At 68.6% G+C, this 20,283-nt stretch carries 12 protein-coding genes and 4 pseudogenes; 6 read left to right on the forward strand and 10 right to left on the reverse strand.

Annotated elements, in window-relative coordinates:
* Positions 1-319: 319 nt before the first annotated feature.
* Both ACH5AF_RS25335 and ACH5AF_RS25340 read right to left on the reverse strand, forming a co-directional pair.
* The gene (locus ACH5AF_RS25335; RefSeq protein WP_398904494.1) at positions 320-1,468 is read right to left on the reverse strand and encodes a low temperature requirement protein A; all 1,149 of its coding nucleotides are present in this window, start codon (positions 1,466-1,468) and stop codon (positions 320-322) included.
* 144 nt (positions 1,469-1,612) lie between these two features.
* Positions 1,613-1,886: pseudogene (locus ACH5AF_RS25340) on the reverse strand (hypothetical protein); the annotation flags it as partial.
* Between the two features lie 545 nt (positions 1,887-2,431).
* On the opposite strand from ACH5AF_RS25340, the gene ACH5AF_RS25345 reads away from it, so the two are divergent.
* The gene (locus tag ACH5AF_RS25345) at positions 2,432-2,896 is read left to right on the forward strand and encodes a group II truncated hemoglobin (protein WP_398904496.1); all 465 of its coding nucleotides are present in this window, start codon (positions 2,432-2,434) and stop codon (positions 2,894-2,896) included.
* Between the two features lie 752 nt (positions 2,897-3,648).
* Entirely contained in the window at positions 3,649-4,032 is a 384-nt protein-coding gene (locus tag ACH5AF_RS25350) for a hypothetical protein (protein WP_398904498.1), read from the forward strand.
* Between the two features lie 536 nt (positions 4,033-4,568).
* Here the strand turns inward: ACH5AF_RS25350 and ACH5AF_RS25355 are convergent.
* On the reverse strand, positions 4,569-5,222 hold the full coding sequence (locus ACH5AF_RS25355) for a hypothetical protein (protein ID WP_398904499.1): 654 nt from the start codon (positions 5,220-5,222) through the stop codon (positions 4,569-4,571).
* Positions 5,223-6,291: 1,069 nt separating this feature from the next.
* On the opposite strand from ACH5AF_RS25355, the pseudogene ACH5AF_RS25360 reads away from it, so the two are divergent.
* A pseudogene (locus ACH5AF_RS25360) lies at positions 6,292-6,543 on the forward strand (VWA domain-containing protein); the annotation flags it as partial.
* 125 nt (positions 6,544-6,668) lie between these two features.
* Here ACH5AF_RS25360 and ACH5AF_RS25365 read toward each other — a convergent pair.
* The 5 genes from ACH5AF_RS25365 to ACH5AF_RS25385 all read right to left on the reverse strand — a co-directional run bounded on the left by ACH5AF_RS25365 (position 6,669) and on the right by ACH5AF_RS25385 (position 14,933).
* A complete protein-coding gene (locus tag ACH5AF_RS25365) occupies positions 6,669-7,181 on the reverse strand; it encodes a GNAT family N-acetyltransferase (protein ID WP_398904501.1) in 513 nt (170 codons plus the stop codon).
* A gap of 987 nt (positions 7,182-8,168) precedes the next feature.
* Entirely contained in the window at positions 8,169-8,906 is a 738-nt protein-coding gene (narI, locus tag ACH5AF_RS25370; RefSeq protein WP_398904800.1) for a respiratory nitrate reductase subunit gamma, read from the reverse strand.
* On the reverse strand, positions 8,906-9,595 hold the full coding sequence (narJ, locus tag ACH5AF_RS25375; RefSeq protein ID WP_398904503.1) for a nitrate reductase molybdenum cofactor assembly chaperone: 690 nt from the start codon (positions 9,593-9,595) through the stop codon (positions 8,906-8,908). Before narJ ends, narI begins: the two co-directional genes overlap by 1 nt.
* Positions 9,592-11,247: a nitrate reductase subunit beta gene (gene narH, locus ACH5AF_RS25380; protein ID WP_398904505.1), complete on the reverse strand. Its 1,656-nt coding sequence runs from the start codon at positions 11,245-11,247 to the stop codon at positions 9,592-9,594. The genes narJ and narH overlap by 4 nt, the downstream gene beginning before the upstream one ends.
* A complete protein-coding gene (locus ACH5AF_RS25385) occupies positions 11,247-14,933 on the reverse strand; it encodes a nitrate reductase subunit alpha (protein WP_398904801.1) in 3,687 nt (1,228 codons plus the stop codon). Before ACH5AF_RS25385 ends, narH begins: the two co-directional genes overlap by 1 nt.
* 516 nt (positions 14,934-15,449) lie before the next feature.
* On the opposite strand from ACH5AF_RS25385, the pseudogene ACH5AF_RS25390 reads away from it, so the two are divergent.
* From ACH5AF_RS25390 to ACH5AF_RS25400, 3 genes and pseudogenes are all read left to right on the forward strand, one after another.
* Positions 15,450-15,719: pseudogene (locus ACH5AF_RS25390) on the forward strand (TetR family transcriptional regulator C-terminal domain-containing protein); the annotation flags it as partial.
* A 230-nt stretch (positions 15,720-15,949) separates the two neighbouring features.
* Positions 15,950-16,176, forward strand: a pseudogene (locus ACH5AF_RS25395) (transposase); the annotation flags it as partial.
* A 213-nt stretch (positions 16,177-16,389) separates the two neighbouring features.
* Positions 16,390-17,430, forward strand: coding sequence for a vWA domain-containing protein (locus ACH5AF_RS25400; RefSeq protein WP_398904507.1), 1,041 nt, complete (start codon positions 16,390-16,392; stop codon positions 17,428-17,430).
* 684 nt (positions 17,431-18,114) lie between these two features.
* Here the strand turns inward: ACH5AF_RS25400 and ACH5AF_RS25405 are convergent.
* Positions 18,115-19,575 carry an MFS transporter gene (locus ACH5AF_RS25405; RefSeq protein WP_398904509.1) on the reverse strand — a complete coding sequence of 487 codons (1,461 nt, stop codon included), beginning with the start codon at positions 19,573-19,575 and terminating at the stop codon, positions 18,115-18,117.
* Positions 19,572-20,168: a TetR/AcrR family transcriptional regulator gene (locus ACH5AF_RS25410; protein ID WP_398904510.1), complete on the reverse strand. Its 597-nt coding sequence runs from the start codon at positions 20,166-20,168 to the stop codon at positions 19,572-19,574. Before ACH5AF_RS25410 ends, ACH5AF_RS25405 begins: the two co-directional genes overlap by 4 nt.
* Between the last annotated feature and the right edge of the window lie 115 nt (positions 20,169-20,283).

The raw sequence follows: 20,283 nt of genomic DNA on the forward strand, positions 1-20,283 counted from the left end.
CCCCCAAGGACGTCGAGCTCGCCGCATAACCCCAGCGAGCCCGAACCGCCCCAAACCCGACAGGGGCGCCTTGACGCAGGACATAGAGGCACCCCCCGGCCCCGACCGCCCGGCCCCGACGCCCCGACGCGAGCGCGGCCTGATGCCGCTCGCGTGCCACAACGGACCGGTCTGGCGAGATGAGTTCAGCCATCCCATCCCGCGACAAGCCCGTGATCCGCCGGCTCCGGATGATTGCTGCACGCGCCCGAGCCCACCACGCAAACCATGATCAACGATCGCGGTTTCACCCTGCCGGCGCCAACCGTGCACGAGCTCGTCAGGCGGCCGTACGAAGAGTCCCGCCCGCCCTGCGGCTGTACAGGACCGCCCCTCCCGTCACCCCGGCCGCCAGCAGCACCAGGGCTAGCAGTGCGGGGATCAGGACGACCACCGCGCCCGCGCACAAGCAGCCCAGCCCTCCGACCGCCAGGACCACGGACCCGCGGCCGTCGGTGCGCAGCACGATCGCCGCCGCCGCCAGCAGGAACACGCCCACTCCCCCGGCGAGCGCCCAGGCCACCAGCCCGTGCAGCGGCTCGGACAGGTCGTAGTGCTTGCTGTCGGCGACCTGGTGGAGCGCCTTCTTCATACCCAGCGCAGTGAGTACGACTCCCGCGACGAGCGGCAGGTGCAGGAAGGTGTAGACGTCGCGTGCCAGCCGCGTGCGGGCGTCGCCGTGCAGCGTGGTCAGCCGGTGCTCGGCCCTGTCGCTGATCTGCTGGAAGTACACTCGCCACAGTCCGGCGACGACCATCACCCCGGCGGCAGCCGCAGCCAGCACCGGCACGGAGAGGGGGAGGCCGGACACGCCCACTCCGATCGCGACGATCGACTCCCCCAGGGCGATGATCACGATCAGGCCGTGCCGCTCGGCAAAGTGCGCGGGCGACGCCACCCGCCAACCCGACGCCCCCGTGACATAGATGCCGCAGTAGTCGATCAGGACCGCGCCGAGCCAGACCAGGGTCTGCGCGACGCCGGTCAGGGTGCTGCCGACCAGAAGCAGTACGAAGGGCGGTGCAACGGACAGCAGCGCGGTCCGGCGCAGTGTGGCATGGAGTGCGTCGTCACCGGGGCTGGAGATCCAGTACGAGACCAGGTGCAGGAGCCGGACCGCGCCATAGCAGAGTACGAACACCAGCGGCGCGTACAAGCCGCCGGACAAGTCCGCGTACACCTCCGGCACGGTCAGTGAGACGACCAGCACGACCACCATCACCGCGACCAGCACGCTGAACATCACGCCGGAGTCGGCTCGCACCACATTGCCCAGCCAGGCGAAGCAACACCAGCACCACCACAGCAGGGCAAGCACCACCATCGCGCCGAGCAGCCGCAGCGGCGTCGGGTCGGCCGCCATCAGTGCGGTGACCTGTGTAATGGCGTACACGAACACCAAGTCGAAGAACAGTTCGGCGGGCGTCACCCGGTGACTGTCATCGGTGGCAATCAATCGGGAACGTTCTCTACCTGTCGCCACAGCCTCTCCCCCTCCGCATCCGGCGCCCTGTGCGGCCGAACACGCGCGGAACGATACCCATCCGATCCCCGCGTTCACCGCCGTTCGAGGTCACGCCCCGCACGCGTGCGGCAGCGGGCTCATGCGCCGCACCAGCCATGCCGGTACGCCACCTCTGCGCAGGGCCGCCCCACGCGGTACGCCACCACGCGGTACGCCACCTCTACGCAGGGCCACCACGCGGTACGCCACCACGCGGTACGCCACCTCCAGCGCCGCGTACACCGTCTCGTCAGCTCACTTCTCCCGTCCGGGAGAACGGCAGCAGCCGTACGGCGAGCGGTTCACCGCGCAGCGGGCGGATCGCCATGTCCTCGCGCGGGCCGAGTCCGGCGCGGTGCCAGGCTCCGTGACCTGGGAACAGCCGTACCAACTGCCGCACCAGTCACCCCACTCCGGGGCACAGCGGACACAACAGGACAAGGGGAAGACGCTCGGGCTACCGGCAGCCGGCTGCATCTGCGAGGAGGCGGGCTCCCCGACACTCTGCCGTACCGAGCCTGTTCACCGGCAGTTCGGCAGAACTCAGCGGGCATCGGAGTCGTCCGAGTTCACGCACGAGGAGAAACTCCCCACATGCTGATGTCGAGCGCCGCCCCGGGACCTCCTGCCCGAACGCCTGCCCGGACGCCCGTGACCGCGCCCGGATGGAACCTTGCAGGCCAACGCTCTGCCGGCCGCGATCGCCGCGCCCTCTTGACCCTTCCCGCGCTCCACCGGAGGACAGGGGCGCCCCGCCCGGGGAGACCGGCGCCCTTCCGCCGACAGCGGAAACGCTGGGCCGCCCGCCGTGCCCCGGCAATCCTGGGACGGAGCACCACTGCGCAGCACCCACAGCGCAGCACCACTCCGTACGAAAGAGGTGTCGTCATGAGCAGGCCCGACGAGCGTCCCGAGACGTTGTACGAGGCCGTGGGCGGCACGCACGCGCTGCGCAGGCTGAGCAACACCTTCTACGAGGCGGTCCTCACCGATCCGCTGCTCGCCCCCGTCTTCACCGACTTCACCCCCACCCACATCGAGCATGTCGCCATCTGGCTGGCCGAGGTCTTCGACGGACCTGCCGACTTCACCACCGCGCTGGGCGGCCACCAGAGGCTGCTCCGCGTGCACCTCGGACTCTCGATCACCGAGGAGCAGCGGCTGCGCTGGATGGAGCTGATGACCGAAGCGGTGGCGAAGGAACTACCGGACGACGACGTGCTGCGCCGCCGGGTGGTGGAGTACTTCGACTGGGGCACGAAGATCGCCCGCGAGGTCTCGGCCGACCCGGCCGGCACGGACCTCGGCGACCCGGGTCCGACCCCGCGATGGGGCTGGAACGGCGCGCGCTGAGCCACGGCGCAACGCGCTGGGGCAGGCCGGGGCGGGACCGGCCGGCCGGGCCCGCACAGTGCGGTGGACACGCCGATTGGCCTTCGTGAGCCAGCCGGCCGGACATTGAAAATTGAAATCCGCCGGCGAGGTGAACACCCGCCCGGGCACAAACAACGTCTCAAGACAGCCGCCCGCCCCCTCGACCAGCCCCTTTCGCCTCCCGGTCACGCGGTTGCAGAACACGAACACCCCCAGCAGACCGGCGAAGGCCGCGAACTCGTCCCTCACCCCAGCCCCGCCGGGCCGCCAGGAGTTGAATGGCTCCCTCCTTGCCCAGACAAGTGACCGTGGGACAGCACCGAGGCCGGTCAGCACTCGCCAACGCCCGGCGACCTGCTGGAACAGGCTGAGCACCAGGTCGAAGTGCTCGTCGGCGACCAGCAGCTGGGCGGCGCACTGCCCGAGCGCCTCCTGCACGGTGTAGCCGAAGGCCGGCCACCGAGCGCATCCTCCCAAACACCCCCGGTTCCCTTCAGCGAAATCACCACGGAGCCGCAGGTTCTCACATGGGCCCGCCACACCGGCACAGGCACTCATCAGCACGTGCCGCAACCGCTCGTGGAACTCCCCGGACCGTTCCCCGACCCCCCTCGACGCACACGCCCTTCAAGGATGGATGAGGACCCACCGCCGGCGGCCGTCGCCATCACAGGGTCCTGCCTCGGAAATGTACTGGCCGACCGAGCTGACGGCCGGGAGACCCGATTGCTGTGAACATGGCAATCCCCGGCTTCGAGCCGTCCTTCCTGGTCGGGATCGACGCGATCCGCGACGCCCACGGATCACACCTGGCGGCGCTCGTCGGCCGACGGCTGACAGCGCTTGCCCTCATACGTTTCACCGAGGACGGGCAGTCGTTCGCCGACTGCCCGGTCGTCCTGGACTTCGACGGCATCCAGGCCGAACTCTGCCACAGGAAACTCGACGAACTCTCGATCGGCTGGAACACGATCGACACCACGGCGATGATCACCGGATGGCAGCGGTCGCAGTACACGCCCCAGTGGTCACGCAGCAACAGCCGGCTCGAACCCTTCCCCGACCACGAGCTACGCGAGATCACCCTCGTTGAATGGCGGCCCTTCACACCCTGACCCGGCAACAGGAACGGTAGCCATGGAATTCACCCTCGACACAGAACACCTCCGCCCCGCCAACGCCCTCAACGAGAACAGCATCAACGCAGACACCACCCAACCCAACGACATCCGACACCCCCTCAGCCGTCGAGCGCTACTTCTCCGACGACTTCCGGTTGATCTGCCGGCTGCAGTGTCGCCTGACCCCGGGGCGCCCATCCGCCGGGCACGCACTTCTACCCCCACCCCATGACTCGATCTGCACAACCACATGTGACATCTGAGTGAGAAGCCTCGGCGACACTCAAGTGATAGGTCGCGCCATCGACTGGCAGTACGGCGGCCACCCCTCGTCGTCAGCGTCCACCGTGGCCGCCTGTCCGTACAGCGGGCCGCCCTCGATGCCGGCTCCGCAGGGTCCTCGCGCTTGCTCGACGCCGATTGCGCGGACAGGTCACCAGCAGCTGCGACGCGAGCAGCAGGTCCGTCCCACCCCACCAGGCCGGCCGGGTCGCACGGATTGCCGAGACTCCCATGCCCCTCCGCGTCGCTCAGCGGGCGTGGAGCATGTAGGTGTTCTCCAGCTCGTCCTGCACGACGGTGGCCTTCTTGTCGACCGTCCGCACGTACATGTCCTGATCGAGAGTGTGGGTGCGGAACCGCCAGCCCTTCGGAAGCTGCAGCCGCTCGCCGAGGGAGGCCAGGGAGTTCATGGTCTGACTGTCGTCCACGGTGTGCGAGTACGCCTGCAGGAGGTACGTCCGGCCTTCGGCGTCGGTCAGCGCGTACGCGAGCCTGCCGGCCTTCAGGACGTACTCGGTGTCCCGGTCCACCGTGGTGGCCACGTAGTGCTTCTTGCCCGGCCCCGCGGTGACGTCGACGTCCGGCGGGATGCGGACCTCGGCCGCCCAGCGGGCCTCCAGGCCGTCGAACCTCTCGACGTCACCCCAGGCGTACGTGGTGACCTCGTCGATCGTCCAGAACCGGGGCCCGTTGAGGAACACGGCGGGAACACCGAACTCCTCCGCCAGGGCGTCCGCATCCAGCGCGTTCCACTTGTCGAGGGGGCAGTCGTTGAGGCCGTAGGTGGTGTAGACGGCCGCCTTAAGACCACCGCGCTCATCCGGCGAGATGAGCAGGACCTCGCCGTAGCGCTCGTCGCGCATACCGCTCTGGTGCCGGGACGGCTTCGCCGGGTCGGACATGGCTCCTCCTTGTCACGGCCCGTCGCCCACGGCTGCGGGAGCCGGGGCTGCGGGCCAGGGCCGCCCACAGGCGGGCCCGTGACACGCTTCGTCCACTTCATCCAGGTCAGCACACCCGGGGCGTTGCCGCACGACGTGCATGATCTCGAACCACACCGTCTCGCCATGCTCATCCGCGGCGGCGTACGACACCTGCGCGGGCGGCACATGCTCGCCCGCCGGTCAACGCCCTGCCCGAGAAACCGGCACCGCCTGCGGGAGGTGGCACAGCGGCTGGTTCCCCCGCCCTGTGCATCCCCCGGGAACGCGCCACCCACCTCGATGAACCACATCGTCACCGGCACCGACGGCGAGTACCTGCCCGTGCGCTTGTGTAACCGGCAGGATCGCAGGCGCATTCTCCTGCCTGTGGGCACTGCCCAGCGACGTACGGCGCCGGCACGAAATCAACGGCGAGATGGAGGCCCCGCCCGAATCCGGCCCGGCAGACGATGAGCCGGTCACCTGCACCGAAGGGGAACCCGACAGCTCCTGCCGCTACGGCGAGGAAGGCTCCCCGCACCAGCGGCCCACGACCGCGGCGAGAAGTGAGCTCCGCGACCGGCCTCCATACTTTCGACGACGTCCCCGAGCAGCCCCCGCGGCTGCCCAGCCGCCCCGCCCGACCACGCCTGAGCCCAGGCGAACGCCTCACCATCGCCGCATAGTTGAGGTGCCGGCCCTGGGGCATCGGGCCCTGCATGCTGTGCACCGCCATCCGCCGCTGCGGCCCCCGAAGCCCCATGGCATGCCCCACCTGCCGCACCCATGGACGAACCGCTCCGTACCGGCAATCGCTGAACCCGACTCCTGGACCCGCACACATGACACGACCAGATCACCGAGCCATTACCTGACGAACCCGCAGATCAGCGCCCGCATGACGTCCCGGCCCGCACCCGCTGTCCACCGCTCACCGCACTCACACCCCCTCACCCACGCCGCACACCGAACTGATCACACGAGACCGGCCCGCCAACCGCCGATGAGAAAAACCACCTTTGGACAGGACGCACTGCGGGAGCCGGGCACCGACGGGCAGGAGAACGGGGGCCACCACTGCCCGGATGCCCCTGCCAGGGACCCACGCGAACTGGTCCAGGCCGTCGCCCAGATGATCGAGACACAGCAGGACAACTGGACACTGGCCGTCCTTGTACCGGACCAGATGGGCAAGCGCGAGGCCATGCAGCGCGGTTTCCCCAAGAACAACATCGCCATCTGGGACGCCACGAGCACACAGGGCCTGGAGGAGGCCGGGCAGGTCATCCGGCAGCCCACCGCCACACGGGACATCGAGGTTGGCCCAGCTCGGCCTGCTTCTCCGCCAGGAACGCGATCGCGTCCCCCGCCTCTCGATCACGCCCTTCCCGCCGGAACGACAATCGGAGTTGCCGCCCACCCGTGCTACAGCGGGACGTGGATGTCGAGAATGGGTCCGACGGCGCGAGGCGGTGGTGCATCCAGGCTCTCCAGCACGTGGAGCATCGGCACGTTCTGCGCAGCGACCACCGCGGTCAAGGTGTGGTGGCCCGCCCGGCGGGCCACTTCCACCGCGTGAGCGGCCAGGGCGGTGCCCAGCCCCTTGAACTGCCAGGCGTCCTCGACCAGCACGGCGAGCTCGCTCACCCCTTGCCGGTCGGTGCGCATCACGTTCGTCATCGCGATGATGTGGTCCGTGCGCTGGGCCGGAGTGGTCACCAACGTAGTGCCGCGCCCCGGGTCGCAGAGCACTCGCCATCCGGCGGGAGAGAGCTGATGTTTGCCGGCGTGGTAGCGCAGGGCCCGGCTGCCTGGCGAGCAGCGGCGGTGCAGCGCCTGAATCGGTTCGAGATCAGCGGAGGTCGCCTCCCGGGTCCGGGTGGCGGTGCCGTCGGTCAAGGTGATCGGGTGCGCGGTGTCTCGGTGAACGTCGGGCATGCAATGGTCTCCTGAACAAGGGCATGCGTAACGGGTGGTGCGGGCGGATCCCTCGGAGCGGATGTCCGCTTCGGCACACGAGCAGTCTTTTGCCCCTCCCCACCCGACTCAAGGTGGATTCACGCCAAAGCAATTACGCTTCGCACCCTTTTCGTGACTCAACGCAGTCGACGCAGGCGCCGGGCGATCACAGACGACTCCCACGGCACCACCAAGGCAGCCCCCACACCGACCCCACGCAGCCGACCCGGTCGGCCCACCCGGCGGCGGGAGGCCACGACGGGCACAGTCAGGCAGGCCATCAGACCCGCAGAACAGCATGTCCCGCAAACCCCACAACCGCCCTCAGACCCCTCCACAGCGGCCAGGAACACGCCCTCACCGCCCGGCGACAACTTCCCCTCCACGCCCCCCTTGCGCAGCACACAGCGCATGCCGCCTCGCTCCGCCACGCACCGCGACGAACACGGCCCGAGTAACCGGTACAGAGCCCACCCAAGCCCCGCACCCCCGCGCCAACCCCTCCCACACACCGGCGCAAAGCGCGGCGGCCAGGCGATGGCAGGGCGGTCGCGTCGGCCAGCCGGCGGGCAACTTCCCTGACAGTGTCCGCGCTTTGAGGTACGGGCTGTGAACAGTGCCGCCAGAAGATCGCCGGCCGTGCTGCCGCGGGCGGTCGTAGCTGCGGCAGCAACTGGCACCTGGGTGGCGAGGCCGGAAGGCTTCGTGGATGTCGTCGCGTCGTTCCCAGCGGATAGCGTAGGCGGCGGAGCACTCGGCCTCGGTCAGGATCCCTGCTCCGGCAGGCCCTGCTGCCCCTTGGCGCTGGGTACCGAGCCGTGGATGAAGGAGCCCCAGTACGCGGTCACCTGAGCGACCAGGGCACGTTGCTCGGCGTTGAAGTCTGCGCTGCGACCGTGCGGCTTGAACAGGTATCGCAGGGACGTTTTCCGGGCGGCGCCGGCGAAGTTCTCGGCACGTGCCGGGTCAGCGCCGGGCGGAGGGGGGGTTCTGTGTTTCCCATGCGCGCGCATAGCGGCGGGCGTCCGGGCCCTTCGGGTCTCGGCTGCGGTACACCACGTATGGCCGGACCAGATAGCCCAGCGGCGCGCTGAACACGTGCACCAGGCGCGTGTAGGGCCAGATCGCCAGCAGGGCGAGCACCACGAGGTTGTGAACCTGGAAGCTGATAGGAATGGCCTCCATCAGTTCCGGCTGTGGGTTCAGCGAGAACAGGCCGCGGAACCACGGTGCGACGGTGGCGCGGTAGTCGTAGCCGCCTCCGATGAGGTTGTCACCGACGGTGTTGAGCATTCCGGTCGCGATAGCGGCGGCCAGCAGCGTGTACATGACCACGTCATTGGTCGTGGTGGCCTTGCGCACGGCGAGCACGGTGATTCGGCGGTAGAGCAGAATCGCGAGGCCCGCGACCGTGGCCAGCCCGGACAGCGTGCCTGCCGACACCGAGACGAGGTGATACGTCCCCTCGGAGATGCCGACGTACTCGGTCCAACTCGCCGGTATCAGGATGCCCATCGCGTGCCCGCCGATCACCGCCAACAGCCCGAAGTGGAACAGCGGGCTGCCCAGCCGCAGCAGCCTGCTCTCGTAGAGCTGCGAGGACCGGGTGGTCCAGCCGAACTGGTCGTGCCGGTAGCGCCAGACATGCCCGAGCACGAAGGAGGTGAGTGCCACGTACGGTGCGGCGAGCCACAGCAAGGTGATCACCGGCGTCCTCCCATCTCCCGCTGCGTCGTCGGATCCATCGCGAACGGCTCCAGACCGACCTCCTCCTCGGGCGGCCCCTGTGCGGCGAGTTCGGCGATTCGGCGCCGGTTGGCCGTGTTGAGTTCGGGCAAGGTCGCGCACAGCGCGTCGAGCACATCCGCATACGGCGACTCACTGTCCACCAGGGACAGCCGGAGCAATTCCACGACGGGTCGGTGCTCGAGGAGCAGTCGCCGACCGGACGCGGGGTCGATGGACGCGGCGAACTCCAACACCACGGCGAGATGGTCAGGGAGTTCGTGGTCGCCCAGCGTGGCCCCTGCCCTCTTGTAGGCGTGCTTGAACCGCAACAGCGCCATGCCACGCTTGCGGGTGTCTCCGTAGGCGTAGTACGTCAGGTGCAGGCAGTTGCGACGGCGCAGGTCGAAGGTCTCCACATAGTGCGCGGCCAGTTCCATCGGCGGCATCCCGCGAACCCTGTCCGCAAACGACACCAGAGCGGGGCCCGCCGGCGCGGGTACGGACCCTGCCACCGCCGCCATCTCCTCCAGCAGGTTCGGTGTCTGCCCGGTCGGATAGTCCAGCAGCAGCCCGGCGATCCGCCACACGATCCGCCGCTGCCGTTCGGACAGGTGCTGGTCCGGTGGGTTCCGGGGTCCTCGCTTGCCCAGCCGGAGCGGGCTCATCGGACGCCCTCCGCCGCGGGCTCCTGCTCGGCGTCCTCATCGGAGCGGCCCGGTTCATCCGGTGCCGGGAACAGGCCGTCGGCGGACTTGCCGTCCCAGTCGAGCAGGTTGATGCGCGTCCGCTTGTCCTCGGGCGCTGCGCCATTGGTGTCGGTGAGGTGGAACTTCTCCGCCATTGCATCGAACGCGGTCATGCCCGGCCCGCCGTCGCCGTCCAGGCTGCACCCCGTGGCAACCGCGTCCAGCCGGTGGGCGTCCGCGCCCGCACCGCTGGGAATCACGTAGCGCTCCTCGTACTTGGCGATCGCCAGCAGGCGGTACATCGCTTCGACCTCGTTCGGCGTGAGGCGCACCGCCTCGGCGATCGCCGGCGTGGTCGGTTCGCCGAGGTTGACCCGGCGCATATGCGAGCGCATCGCGGCGAGTCGCTGCAACGCGGCACGGACCGGCCCGACGTCGCCCGCGGTGAACAGCTCCGCCAGGTACTGCACCGGAATGCGCAGCGCGTCGATCGCGCCGAAGAGGTTGCCTGCGTCCTCGCCGTCATGTCCGGTCTCGCCGAGCACGTCCACGACGGGCGAGAGCGGAGGCACGTACCAGACCATCGGCATCGTGCGGTACTCCGGGTGCAGCGGCAGCGCGAGCTGGTAGTCGACGATCAACCGGTAGACGGGCGAGTTCTGCGCCGCCTCGATCCACTCGCTCGCGATGCCCGCCCGCTCGGCCTCGGCGATCACCCGCGGGTCGTGCGGGTTGAGGAAGACACCCAACTGGGCCGGGTAGAGGTCCCGGTCGTCCTCGACCGAGGCCGCTTCCAGCACCGCGTCGGCGTCGTAGAGCAGCACACCGATATAGCGCAGCCGCCCGACACAGGTCTCCGAGCAGACGGTCGGGATGCCGACCTCGACCCGCGGGTAGCAGAACGTGCACTTCTCGGCCTTGCCGGTCTTGTGGTTGAAGTAGATCTTTTTGTACGGGCAGCCGGTGACGCACTGCCGCCAGCCACGGCAGCGGTCCTGATCGACCAGGACGATGCCGTCCTCACTACGCTTGTAGATCGCGCCGGAGGGGCAGGATGCCGCGCAGGACGGGTTGAGACAGTGCTCGCAGATCCGCGGCAGATAGAACATGTACGTCTGCTCGAACTCAAGCTTCACCTGCTCGGACACCTTGGCCAGCACCGGATCCCGGCCGATCTGCTCGGGGCCGCCGCCCAGGTCGTCGTCCCAGTTGGCTCCCCAGGTGACCTTGGTGTCCTCGCCGGTGATCAGCGATTTGGGCCGGGCCACGGGTGTGGTGTCCGACGGCGGAGCGGACAGCAGGTTCTCGTAGTCGTATGTCCACGGCTCGTAGTAGTCCGACACTGTGGGCAGATCCGGGTTGGCGAAGATATTCAGCAGCCGCTTGACGCGGGACCCCGTGCGCAGCCGGAGCTTGCCGCGCTTGGACAGCTCCCAGCCGCCCCGCCACCTGTCCTGGTTCTCGTACTGGCGCGGATATCCCTGCCCCGGCCGGGTTTCCACATTGTTGAACCAGACGTACTCGACACCGCCGCGGTTGGTCCACGCCTGCTTGCAGGTGACGCTGCAGGTGTGGCAGCCGATGCACTTGTCCAGGTTCATCACCATGGCGAGTTGTGCCATGACCCTCATCAGTACCGCACCTCCTGGCCCCTGCGCCGGATCGTCGTGACCTCATCACGCTGGTTGCCGGTGGGGCCGTGGTAGTTCATCGCGAATGACTGCTGGGCATAGCCGCCGATCAGATGCGACGGCTTGATCATCAACCGGGTGAGCGCATTGTGGATGCCGCCGCGTTTGCCGGTCTTCTCGGTGCGCGGAACATCAACCGCCCGGTCCTGGGCGTGATACATGAACACGGTTCCCTCGGGCATCCGGTGGCTCACGATCGCCCGCGCGACCACGACACCGTTGCGGTTGACCGCCTCGATCCAGTCGTTGTCCTTGACGCCGATCTTCGCCGCGTCCACATCGGACATCCAGATCGCCTGCCCGCCCCGGGACAACGTCAGCATGTGCAGGTTGTCCTGGTACGCGGAGTGAATCGACCATTTCGAGTGCGGGGTGAGGTATCGGACGGTGATTCCGGCGTCGCCGTTCGCGCCGACAGCGGGTTCGTCGAACAGCGCCGTCATGTCCAGCGGCGGCCGGAAGACCGGCAGTTGCTCACCGAGTTCGAACATCCAGTCGTGGTCGAGGAAGAAGTGCTGCCTGCCGGTCAGCGTGTGCCACGGCTTGAGCCGCTCGGTGTTGATGGTGAACGGGGCATAGCGCCGGCCACCGGCCTCGCTGCCCGACCATTCCGGTGAGGTGATCACCGGCACCGGCCGTGCCTGAGTGTCCGCGAAGGTGATCCGCTTGGCCTCGTTCTCGGCCGCGAGGTCGGCGAGTTTCGTGCCCGTGCGCCGCTCGAGGGCACGGAACCCTTCGGTGGCGAGCCTGCCGTTGGTGGTGCCCGACAGCGCCAAGATCGCCTCGGCCGCATGGGTGTCCTTGGCCAGCGACGGCCTGCCCGCGGCGACTCCGGACGAGACGATACCGTTGACGCCCCCCAGGTATTCGACCTCCGCCTCCGGGTGCACCGTCACGCCCTTCGTCGTCAGACCGAGGGTGTCCACCAGCGGGCCGAGCGCGGCCATCTTCTCGCCCACAGCCGGGTAGTCACGCTCGACCACGACCAGCCGGGGCATCGTCCTGCCCGGTATCGGCTCACACTCGCCTGCCTTCCAGTCGAGCACTCGGCCACCCGGCTGCGCGGTGGCGTCGGCGGTGTCATGCGTCAGCGGCACCGCGACGATGTCCTTGCGCGTGCCGAGATGCTTCTCGGCGAGCCAGGAGAAGCCGCGTGCGATCCGGTGGAAGGCCTCGAAGTCGGTCTTGGACTCCCACGGTGGCGATATCGCCGGGGAGAAGGCGTGGACATACGGATGCATGTCCGTGCTGGACAGATCGTGCTTCTCGTACCAGGTCGCCGCGGGCAGCACCACGTCGGAGAACAACGTGGTGCTGGTCATCCGGAAATCCAGCGACAGCAACAGATCCAGCTTGCCGACCGGTGCCTCCTCCCGCCAGGTGACCTCCTCGGGCCGGACACCTTGGCGGTCGGTCGCCTGCAGGTTGGAGTCCGTGCCGAGGAGATGGCGCAGGAAGTACTCGTTCCCCTTGGCGGACGAACCGAGCAGATTGGCGCGCCACACCGTCAGTACGCGAGGGAAGTTCTCCGGTGCGTCCGGATCCTCGCAAGCGAAGCGCAGGTGCCCGGACTTCAGACCGTCCACGACGTGCTGCGCGCCGTCCTTGCCCAATCGCTCCGCTTCGTCGGCCAGGTCCAGCGGGTTGCGGTTGAACGTCGGGTAGCTCGGCATCCAGCCCAGCCGTGAAGCAAGCGCGATGTTGTCGGCCGCGGTTCGTCCCGCGAAGCGACCGGTGGCCAGCGGTGATGCCATCGCCTCCGAGGTGAACGGGTCATAGCGCCACTGGTCCGTGGCCAGGTACCAGTACACCGTGCCCTGCATCTGGCGCGGTGGCCGCTGCCAGTCCAGTCCGAACGCGAGCGTCGCCCAGCCCGTGATCGGCCGGCACTTCTCCTGGCCGACATAGTGGGCCCAGCCGCCGCCGTTGACCCCCTGGCAGCCCGTGAGCATCGTGAGCGCCAGAAACGAGCGGTAGATCTGGTCGGAGTGGAACCAGTGGTTGGTGCCCGCGCCCATGAGAATCATCGACCGGCCGCCGGAGCGCTCGGCGTTGTCGGCGAACTCGCGGGCGATCCGCTCGGCGGCCTTCGCGGGCACTGAAGTGATCGGCTCCTGCCAGGCGGGCGTATAGGGCTGTGACGCGTCGTCGTAGTCGGCCGGCCAGTCGCCGGGAAGCCCCGGCCGGTGGACGCCGTACTGAGCCAGCAGCAGGTCGAACACCGTGGTCACCCGATGCCCGCCGACGATCTGTGTGGGCACGCCGCGGTGCAGTACGCCCGCATCTGCGGTGTCGGCACCGTCGAACCGGGGCAGCCCGACGGTCACCGCATCGGCCACGCCGTCGCTGTCGCCGCCGTACAGCGACAGCATCGGGTCGGCCTCGCCGAGATCCAGATTCCAGTTGCCCCGTCCGGAATCCGTGAACCGGTGACCGAGCGACCCACCCGGGACCACGGGGGCGCCGTCGGCGTCCAGCAGCACCGTTTTGAACTCGGCCCCCTCTCCGGTCTCGCCCAGGTCGGCGGCGGTGAGGAACTTGCCGGGAACGAAGCCGTCACCGCGTTCGGTGAGGGTGACCAGGAACGGAAGGTCGGTGTAGCGCTTGACGTAGTCGGTGAACCGCGGGGTCGCCCTGTTGACGAAGAACTCCTTGAGGATCACGTGTCCCATGGACATGGCCAGCGCGGCGTCGGTGCCCGGCCGCGCCGCCAGCCACTCGTCGGCGAACTTGGTGTTGTCCGCGTAATCAGGGGAGACCACCACGACCTTCTGGCCCCGGTAGCGCGCCTCCGTCATGTAGTGCGCGTCAGGTGTCCGGGTCACCGGGACATTGGAACCCCACATGATCAGATAACCCGCGTCGAACCAGTCGGCGGACTCCGGAACGTCGGTCTGGTCACCGAACACCTGAGGCGAGGCCACTGGCAGGTCGGCGTACCAGTCGTAGAACGACAGCATCGAGCCGCCGATCATGGAGATGAACCGGGCCCCCGCCGCGTGGCTCACCATCGACATCGCGGGAATCGGCGAGAACCCCGCGACCCGGTCGGGCCCGTGCCGCTTGATCGTGTGCACATGCGCGGCGGCGACGATCTCGGCGGCCTCCCACCACTCCGCCCGCACGAACCCGCCTTTGCCGCGTGCGGACTTGTATCTGCGAGCCTTCTCCGGGTCGTCGACGATGTCGGCCCAGGCCAGCACCGGATCGTCGAGCCGCTGCTTGGCCTCGCGGTAGAGCTCGAGCAGCGCCGCGCGCACGTACGGGTAACGGACCCGTGCGGGGGAATAGGTGTACCAGGAGAACGACGCGCCCCGCGGACAACCGCGCGGTTCGTACTCGGGCTTGTCCGGGCCGATCGACGGGTAGTCCGTCTGCTGCGCCTCCCAGGTGATGATCCCGTCCTTGACATAGACCTTCCAGGAGCAGGAACCGGTGCAGTTCACCCCGTGGGTGGAACGCACGACCTTGTCGTGGGCCCAGCGGTCACGGTAGAAGACATCGGCTGACCTGCCGCCGATCTTGTGCACCGTCCGCAGGTCAGCCGAGGTCTCGCCTCGCTGAAAATGCCTGCCGATGTCGAGTAGGGAATCTTCGAAATCGGTGTCCGACGTGGTCCCTTGTATGCCGGCTGTGCCATTCGAGGAATCGGCCACGAGCCCCTGCCTCTCCTGATATTCCGTGAACACGCCCTGCGCTTCACGGACTTACCGTAAACGGCATGTTAATGCGCTACAAGACTGCCACCCTACGGCCCAGAAATGCGCACACAATGGGGATGATGTTTGTGCGCTCGCCGTAACACCGTGTTTACACTTCCGACCCCTTGCAAGCTTCGCGCGTAGCCCTCCAAAATGATTCAGCCATCCCTGAGGTGGTTCTTTTGGTAAATGACCGGTTGGCTCTGCGGTATTTGCTGGTGAGGCTGGTGACGGTGCCTTGGGAGTTGACCTGGGCCGGTGGCCCGGCAGGGCGGAGCGCTCCGGGTTCGGTCGCCGCGCTGATCGTGTGCCTCAGGCGACGCAGCTCGCCGTGGACGCGCCGGGATCCCGAGCGGGAGTTCTGGGCCGCGTCGGGTGATGAGGTTGCGGAGGTCTTCCGGTAGGGGCGGGCGTCCGCGCGGCCGCCGCTGCGTCCACTGGGAGAGCCCGGGACCGCGCGCGAAAATCGAGGCGCTGCTGATGGCGTCGTTGCCGACCGACGAGGAGAGCCGCGCCTTCCACCTCGTCTACACCTTGTACGCCATTCTCGCCGTGACCGAGCCGGCACTCGCCGCCCAGCCGTTCATCCAGAACCCCGACGCAGCGGAGCACACCCTGACCGAACTCCTCCGGCAGGCACAGGAGGCGGATCTCATCCAGCCCGGTGTGGACGTCCAATTGGAGGCAGTCGGCCTCCTCGCCATGTCTGCCTGACTCGGCACCAGCATCCTCGTCGGCCAGCGCAGCCCGCAATGCGCCGTCGCTACCGTGACCACCCCTGTTGTCTCGATCGCCTACCCTCACCAGGCACGGAACCACCAGCAGACCAAGCAGAGCCGTTTGGACAGTACGCACACACTGCGGTTACCCACCTTCTTGAGAATCCGCCAGACGCCGGACGAGCTCACCGTGACATCGTGATACCGCTCCGACCCTTGGCCGTGCCGGCGACGAACGCGATCGAGTCCGTCAACACGGGGCTCCGGCGGGCGGTCAAGGCCCGCGGACACGTCCCGAACGAGACCCCAGCCTCGAAGTGCGTCCACATGGCGATCATGTCGCTCGACCACACAGGCAAGGGCCGGGCCCGCTGGACCACGCGCTGGAGGACAGCCCTCAACGCTTCGACATCACCTTCCACGGCCGCCTCTCCGCAGCCCGTCAGTAACCAACCATCCTGGAAACAGCGCTCGTTTGGCAGGCGCTGCCGGACTCACCAGTCCACAGCGAGGCCCAAGGCTGTGACACTGCCCGGGGTCTCGTGCCGCGTTCCGGCTGCGCCGTGGCCGGGCGGGCTGTTCATCCAGCCCGGGAGCCGAGATCGATTGTCAGTGGTGGATGAGACGGTAGGAGCATCGAGTCGGAACGAGGGGGAGCTGTCATGTCCGGAAACCAGAACTACATCAACCACGTTGCTCTTGTGCTGGATGCCAGTTCGTCCATGTCGCACCTGAGCCGCAAGGTCGTCGACGTCGCCGACCAGCAAATCGCCTATCTTGCCCGCCGATCGAGGGAACTGGACCAGGAAACCCGCGTCACGGTGTACGTCTTCGCAGACAAGGTGGAGTGCGTCATCTACGACAAGGACGTGCTGCGGATGCCGTCGCTGAAGCAGCTGTACCGGGTCGGTGGAATGACGGCTCTGCTGGCGGCCGCACTGACGTCACAGCGGGAGCTGGCGCAGACAGCTCAACTGTACGGCGACCACAGCTTCCTGACGTTCATCCTCACCGACGGGCAGGAGAACGCAAGCCACCACTGCCCGGATGCCCCTGCCAGGGACCCGCGCGAACTGGTCCAGGCCGTGGCCCAGATGATCGAGACACAGCAGGACAACTGGACGCTGGCCGTCCTTGTACCGGACCAGATGGGCAAGCGCGAGGCCATGCAGTGCGGTTTCCCCAAGGACAACATCGCCATCTGGGACGCCACGAGCACACAGGGCCTGGAGGAGGCCGGGCAGGTCATCCGGCAGGCCACCGAGAAATTCATGATGGGCCGCACCCAGGGCATCCGGGGATCGCGGGCGGTGTTCTCCACGGGAGCGGAAGCGGTCAACAAGGACACCATCAAGGCGGCCGGCCTCACCCCTGTGAATCCTTCGCAGTACCAGCTGATCCCGGTGGCTCGAGACGCGGGGATCCGGGACTGGGTGATCGAATGCGGGCACACCTATCGAACCGGTGGTGCGTTCTACCAGCTGAGCAAGTCGGAGAAGATCCAGGCGCAGAAGCAGATAGCGGTGCTGGAGAAGAAGACGGACCGCGTGTACACCGGGCCCGAGGCCCGAGCCCTGCTCGGCCTGCCGGACGTGGAAGTCCGCGTCAAGCCGGACCACAACAACGACTTCACCATCTTCGTGCAGAGCACCAGCGTGAACCGGAAACTCGTACCGAACACGCGGCTGCTGCTCATGCTCTGACACCATGGCAACCCCGCCGGGGCCCCTCAGGCTTCACCATCCGGGCACCCCACGAGCAACTGACCGGCAGCCGCGGACGCGGCGCAGGAGTACCTGTCGCTGAGACCGACCGCCTCGACGCCGATCGCCCCAGCCTGGTCCGCAGCGCCTACGGAACCCACACCGCCACCTTCATCGGGCCGCGCCCCGGGTACAGCCGCGACCTGCCGGAACGCCGAGGGGCACCGCCAGCCCATCCGGCGCGCCCCACACAGAGCCCCTCGCACCACCCTGCGGCCTGACCTCCCCCGAGGTCAGGCCGTAGCCGTCACTGACCGAGCAACCGGCCGCGGCGATACGAGCGCGGCCCGCCGGGCGACGGGCCCCCGCCAAGAGAGCTGGGAAGGCATCCGCGGCCTTCGAACGCGGCGTTGCGACCGCCAGGGTACGTCCGGACGGTGAAGCCGGCGGTCCGCAGTCGCGAGAAGTTGGTCAGCGCGAGGGCGTCCATGCTGTGCTCGGCGGCACGCCCGGCCAGCCGCTACGGGTGGGACGCCCCGCATCTCAGGGAGAACCCGGACAACGGTGTGCAGATGCGTGAAGCCTGACACCTGCACCTCTGGATCAGCCGTTTTCACCTCCCACCTCCGCCACGACCAGTTTCAAACATGCGTACGACGCATTGTTCGCTGCCCGTCCGACGGCCTATACCGTGGCCCGCGGCCGCGGCGAGGCGGCACCGGTACGGCCCGGCAGCCCGGCCGTCAGGAACACGCCGAACGCCGCCACGCCCGCGAGGACCATCAGCGTGCGCGCCGTCGCGGAGCCGGGCACTTCGCCAGCGCCGGCGAAGGCCGTCAGCGTGGTCGCCGCGGCCACTCCCAGCGTCGGGCCGATGTTCATGGCGGTCTGCTGGAGTCCGCCCGCCACCCCGGCGTGTTCCGCGGGCGCATGACGCACGACGACCGCCGTCGCGGTGACCATCACGGCACCGAAACCGGCACCCACCAGGAAGAAGCCGGAACCGATCGCCACCGCGCCCGACGCCTGGTCGAGACCGGAGAGCTCGAGGGCACCGAGGGCGAGCAGGCCCATCGCCACCGCGGCCGTCCGGCGCGGAGCGCAACGGCGCAGCAGTACGGCGCAGACCGGCGCGCCCAGGACCATCGCCACGGCCCCGGGCAGCGCCCGCAGCGCGCTGCGGAAGGGGTCGAGGCCGAGGACGTCCTGCAGGAAGTAGGTGCCGGTGAACAGGGCACCGAACAGTACCGCCGACCCGGCCACCAGAATGCCGAGGGCCGAGGCGACGGCCGCCGACCCGAGCACCTCCGGCGGCACCAGCGGACACCGGGTGCGCCGTTCGTGCCGTACGAACGCGACACCGGCGATCACCGTCGCGGCGAATCCCGTCGCGGTCGCCGCCGCCCGGCCGGCCTCCGGCATGCCGACGAGCGTGTGCACCAGGCAGACCAGGGTCACCGCGAGCAGGCAGGCCCCGGCAAGGTCGAGCCGGGTGCCGGATGCCGCGGCGGGCTCGGGGTCGGTGGACACCGGGTCGGCGGACACCGGCTCCCCGGCCTTCGGACCCATGGGCTCCGCGTCCGCAGGCTCCGGATCCCGTACGGCAAGGACGAGCAGTCCGATCGTCAGCGCCGGTACGACGTTGAGGAGGAAGACCGCCCGCCAGCCGAACTGCGCGGCGAGCGCCCCGCCGACCAGCGGCCCGGCGGCGGCCGCCACCCCGATGACGCTGGTGCGCAGCGCGATGGGCATCCCCAGCCGGTCGGGCGGGAAGGCCGCCCGCAGCATCCCGAGAGTGGCAGGCTGCAGCAGCGCTCCGAAGACGCCCTGGGCGACGCGCAGCGCGATCACCCAGCCGATGTCCGACGCCAGGCCGATTGCCGCAGAAGCCGCGCCGTAGCCAAAGATCCCGGCCGCGAACACCTGCCGGTGGCCGTACCGGTCACCGAGGCGGCCGGCGAAGACGAGCAGGCTCGCCACCGCGATCAGATAGCCGGTGCTGGTCCACTGGACATGCTCGAAGGAGGTATGCAGATCCCTTTGCATCGTGGGCTGCACGATGGTCAGCACCGTTCCGTCGAGAGCGACGATCGCGGCCCCCACGACACTGCCGGCCAGCGTGATCCGGCGGTGGGACAGGCTCACCGGGCCACCGGACCGAGGTGGGCGTCCAGCACGGCGCGCAACAGCGGCTCGACGTCCTCGGTGCCCGTCGCGAGCTGGAGGCTGCCCCAGCCCCACAACTGAGCCACGCCGTGCAGATTCGCCCACAACGCGGTCGCGACGACCTGCGGCGAGGCCTCTCCGGTGCGCGGCCGCACCTGGGCCACAGCGTCCACGAATCTGCCGAAGAGCGGCAGGCTGGTCTCCCGCAAACCGAGATGACCGCTTTTCAGCAAGTCGTGGCGGAACATCAGCTCGAACATGCCGCCGTCGGTCCGCGCGAAGTCCAGATACACGCGGCACAGCTCGGCAACCCGGGTGCGCGGATCCTGCTCGTGGGCCTCGCCCACCTCGCCCACCTCGGCGGCCCTGCGCGCCAGGTCGGCGAAGCCCTCCCGGGCAATGGCGGACAGCAGCGACAGATGGGTCGGGAAGTAGCGGCGGGGAGCGCCGTGCGAGACGCCCGCGCTGCGGGCGATCTCCCGGAGGGACAGCGCGTCCACTCCCCTACTGGTCACAAGTTCGACCCCCGCAGCCACCAGCCGGGCCCGCAGGCCCTCGTCGTGTTCAGTCATAGACACTGTCTACCGCAAGGGGGTAGACAGTGTCTACGCCCAAGGTGGGCTATGCCCACTTGACCCATTCGGCCCCGCACCGCCTGCGGCGACACTGGACGTCGAGCGTTGGGCC

Origin of the sequence: Streptomyces sp. NPDC018833 (genome assembly GCF_044390825.1) — a bacterium.
In the GTDB taxonomy this organism is placed as follows: domain Bacteria; phylum Actinomycetota; class Actinomycetes; order Streptomycetales; family Streptomycetaceae; genus Streptomyces.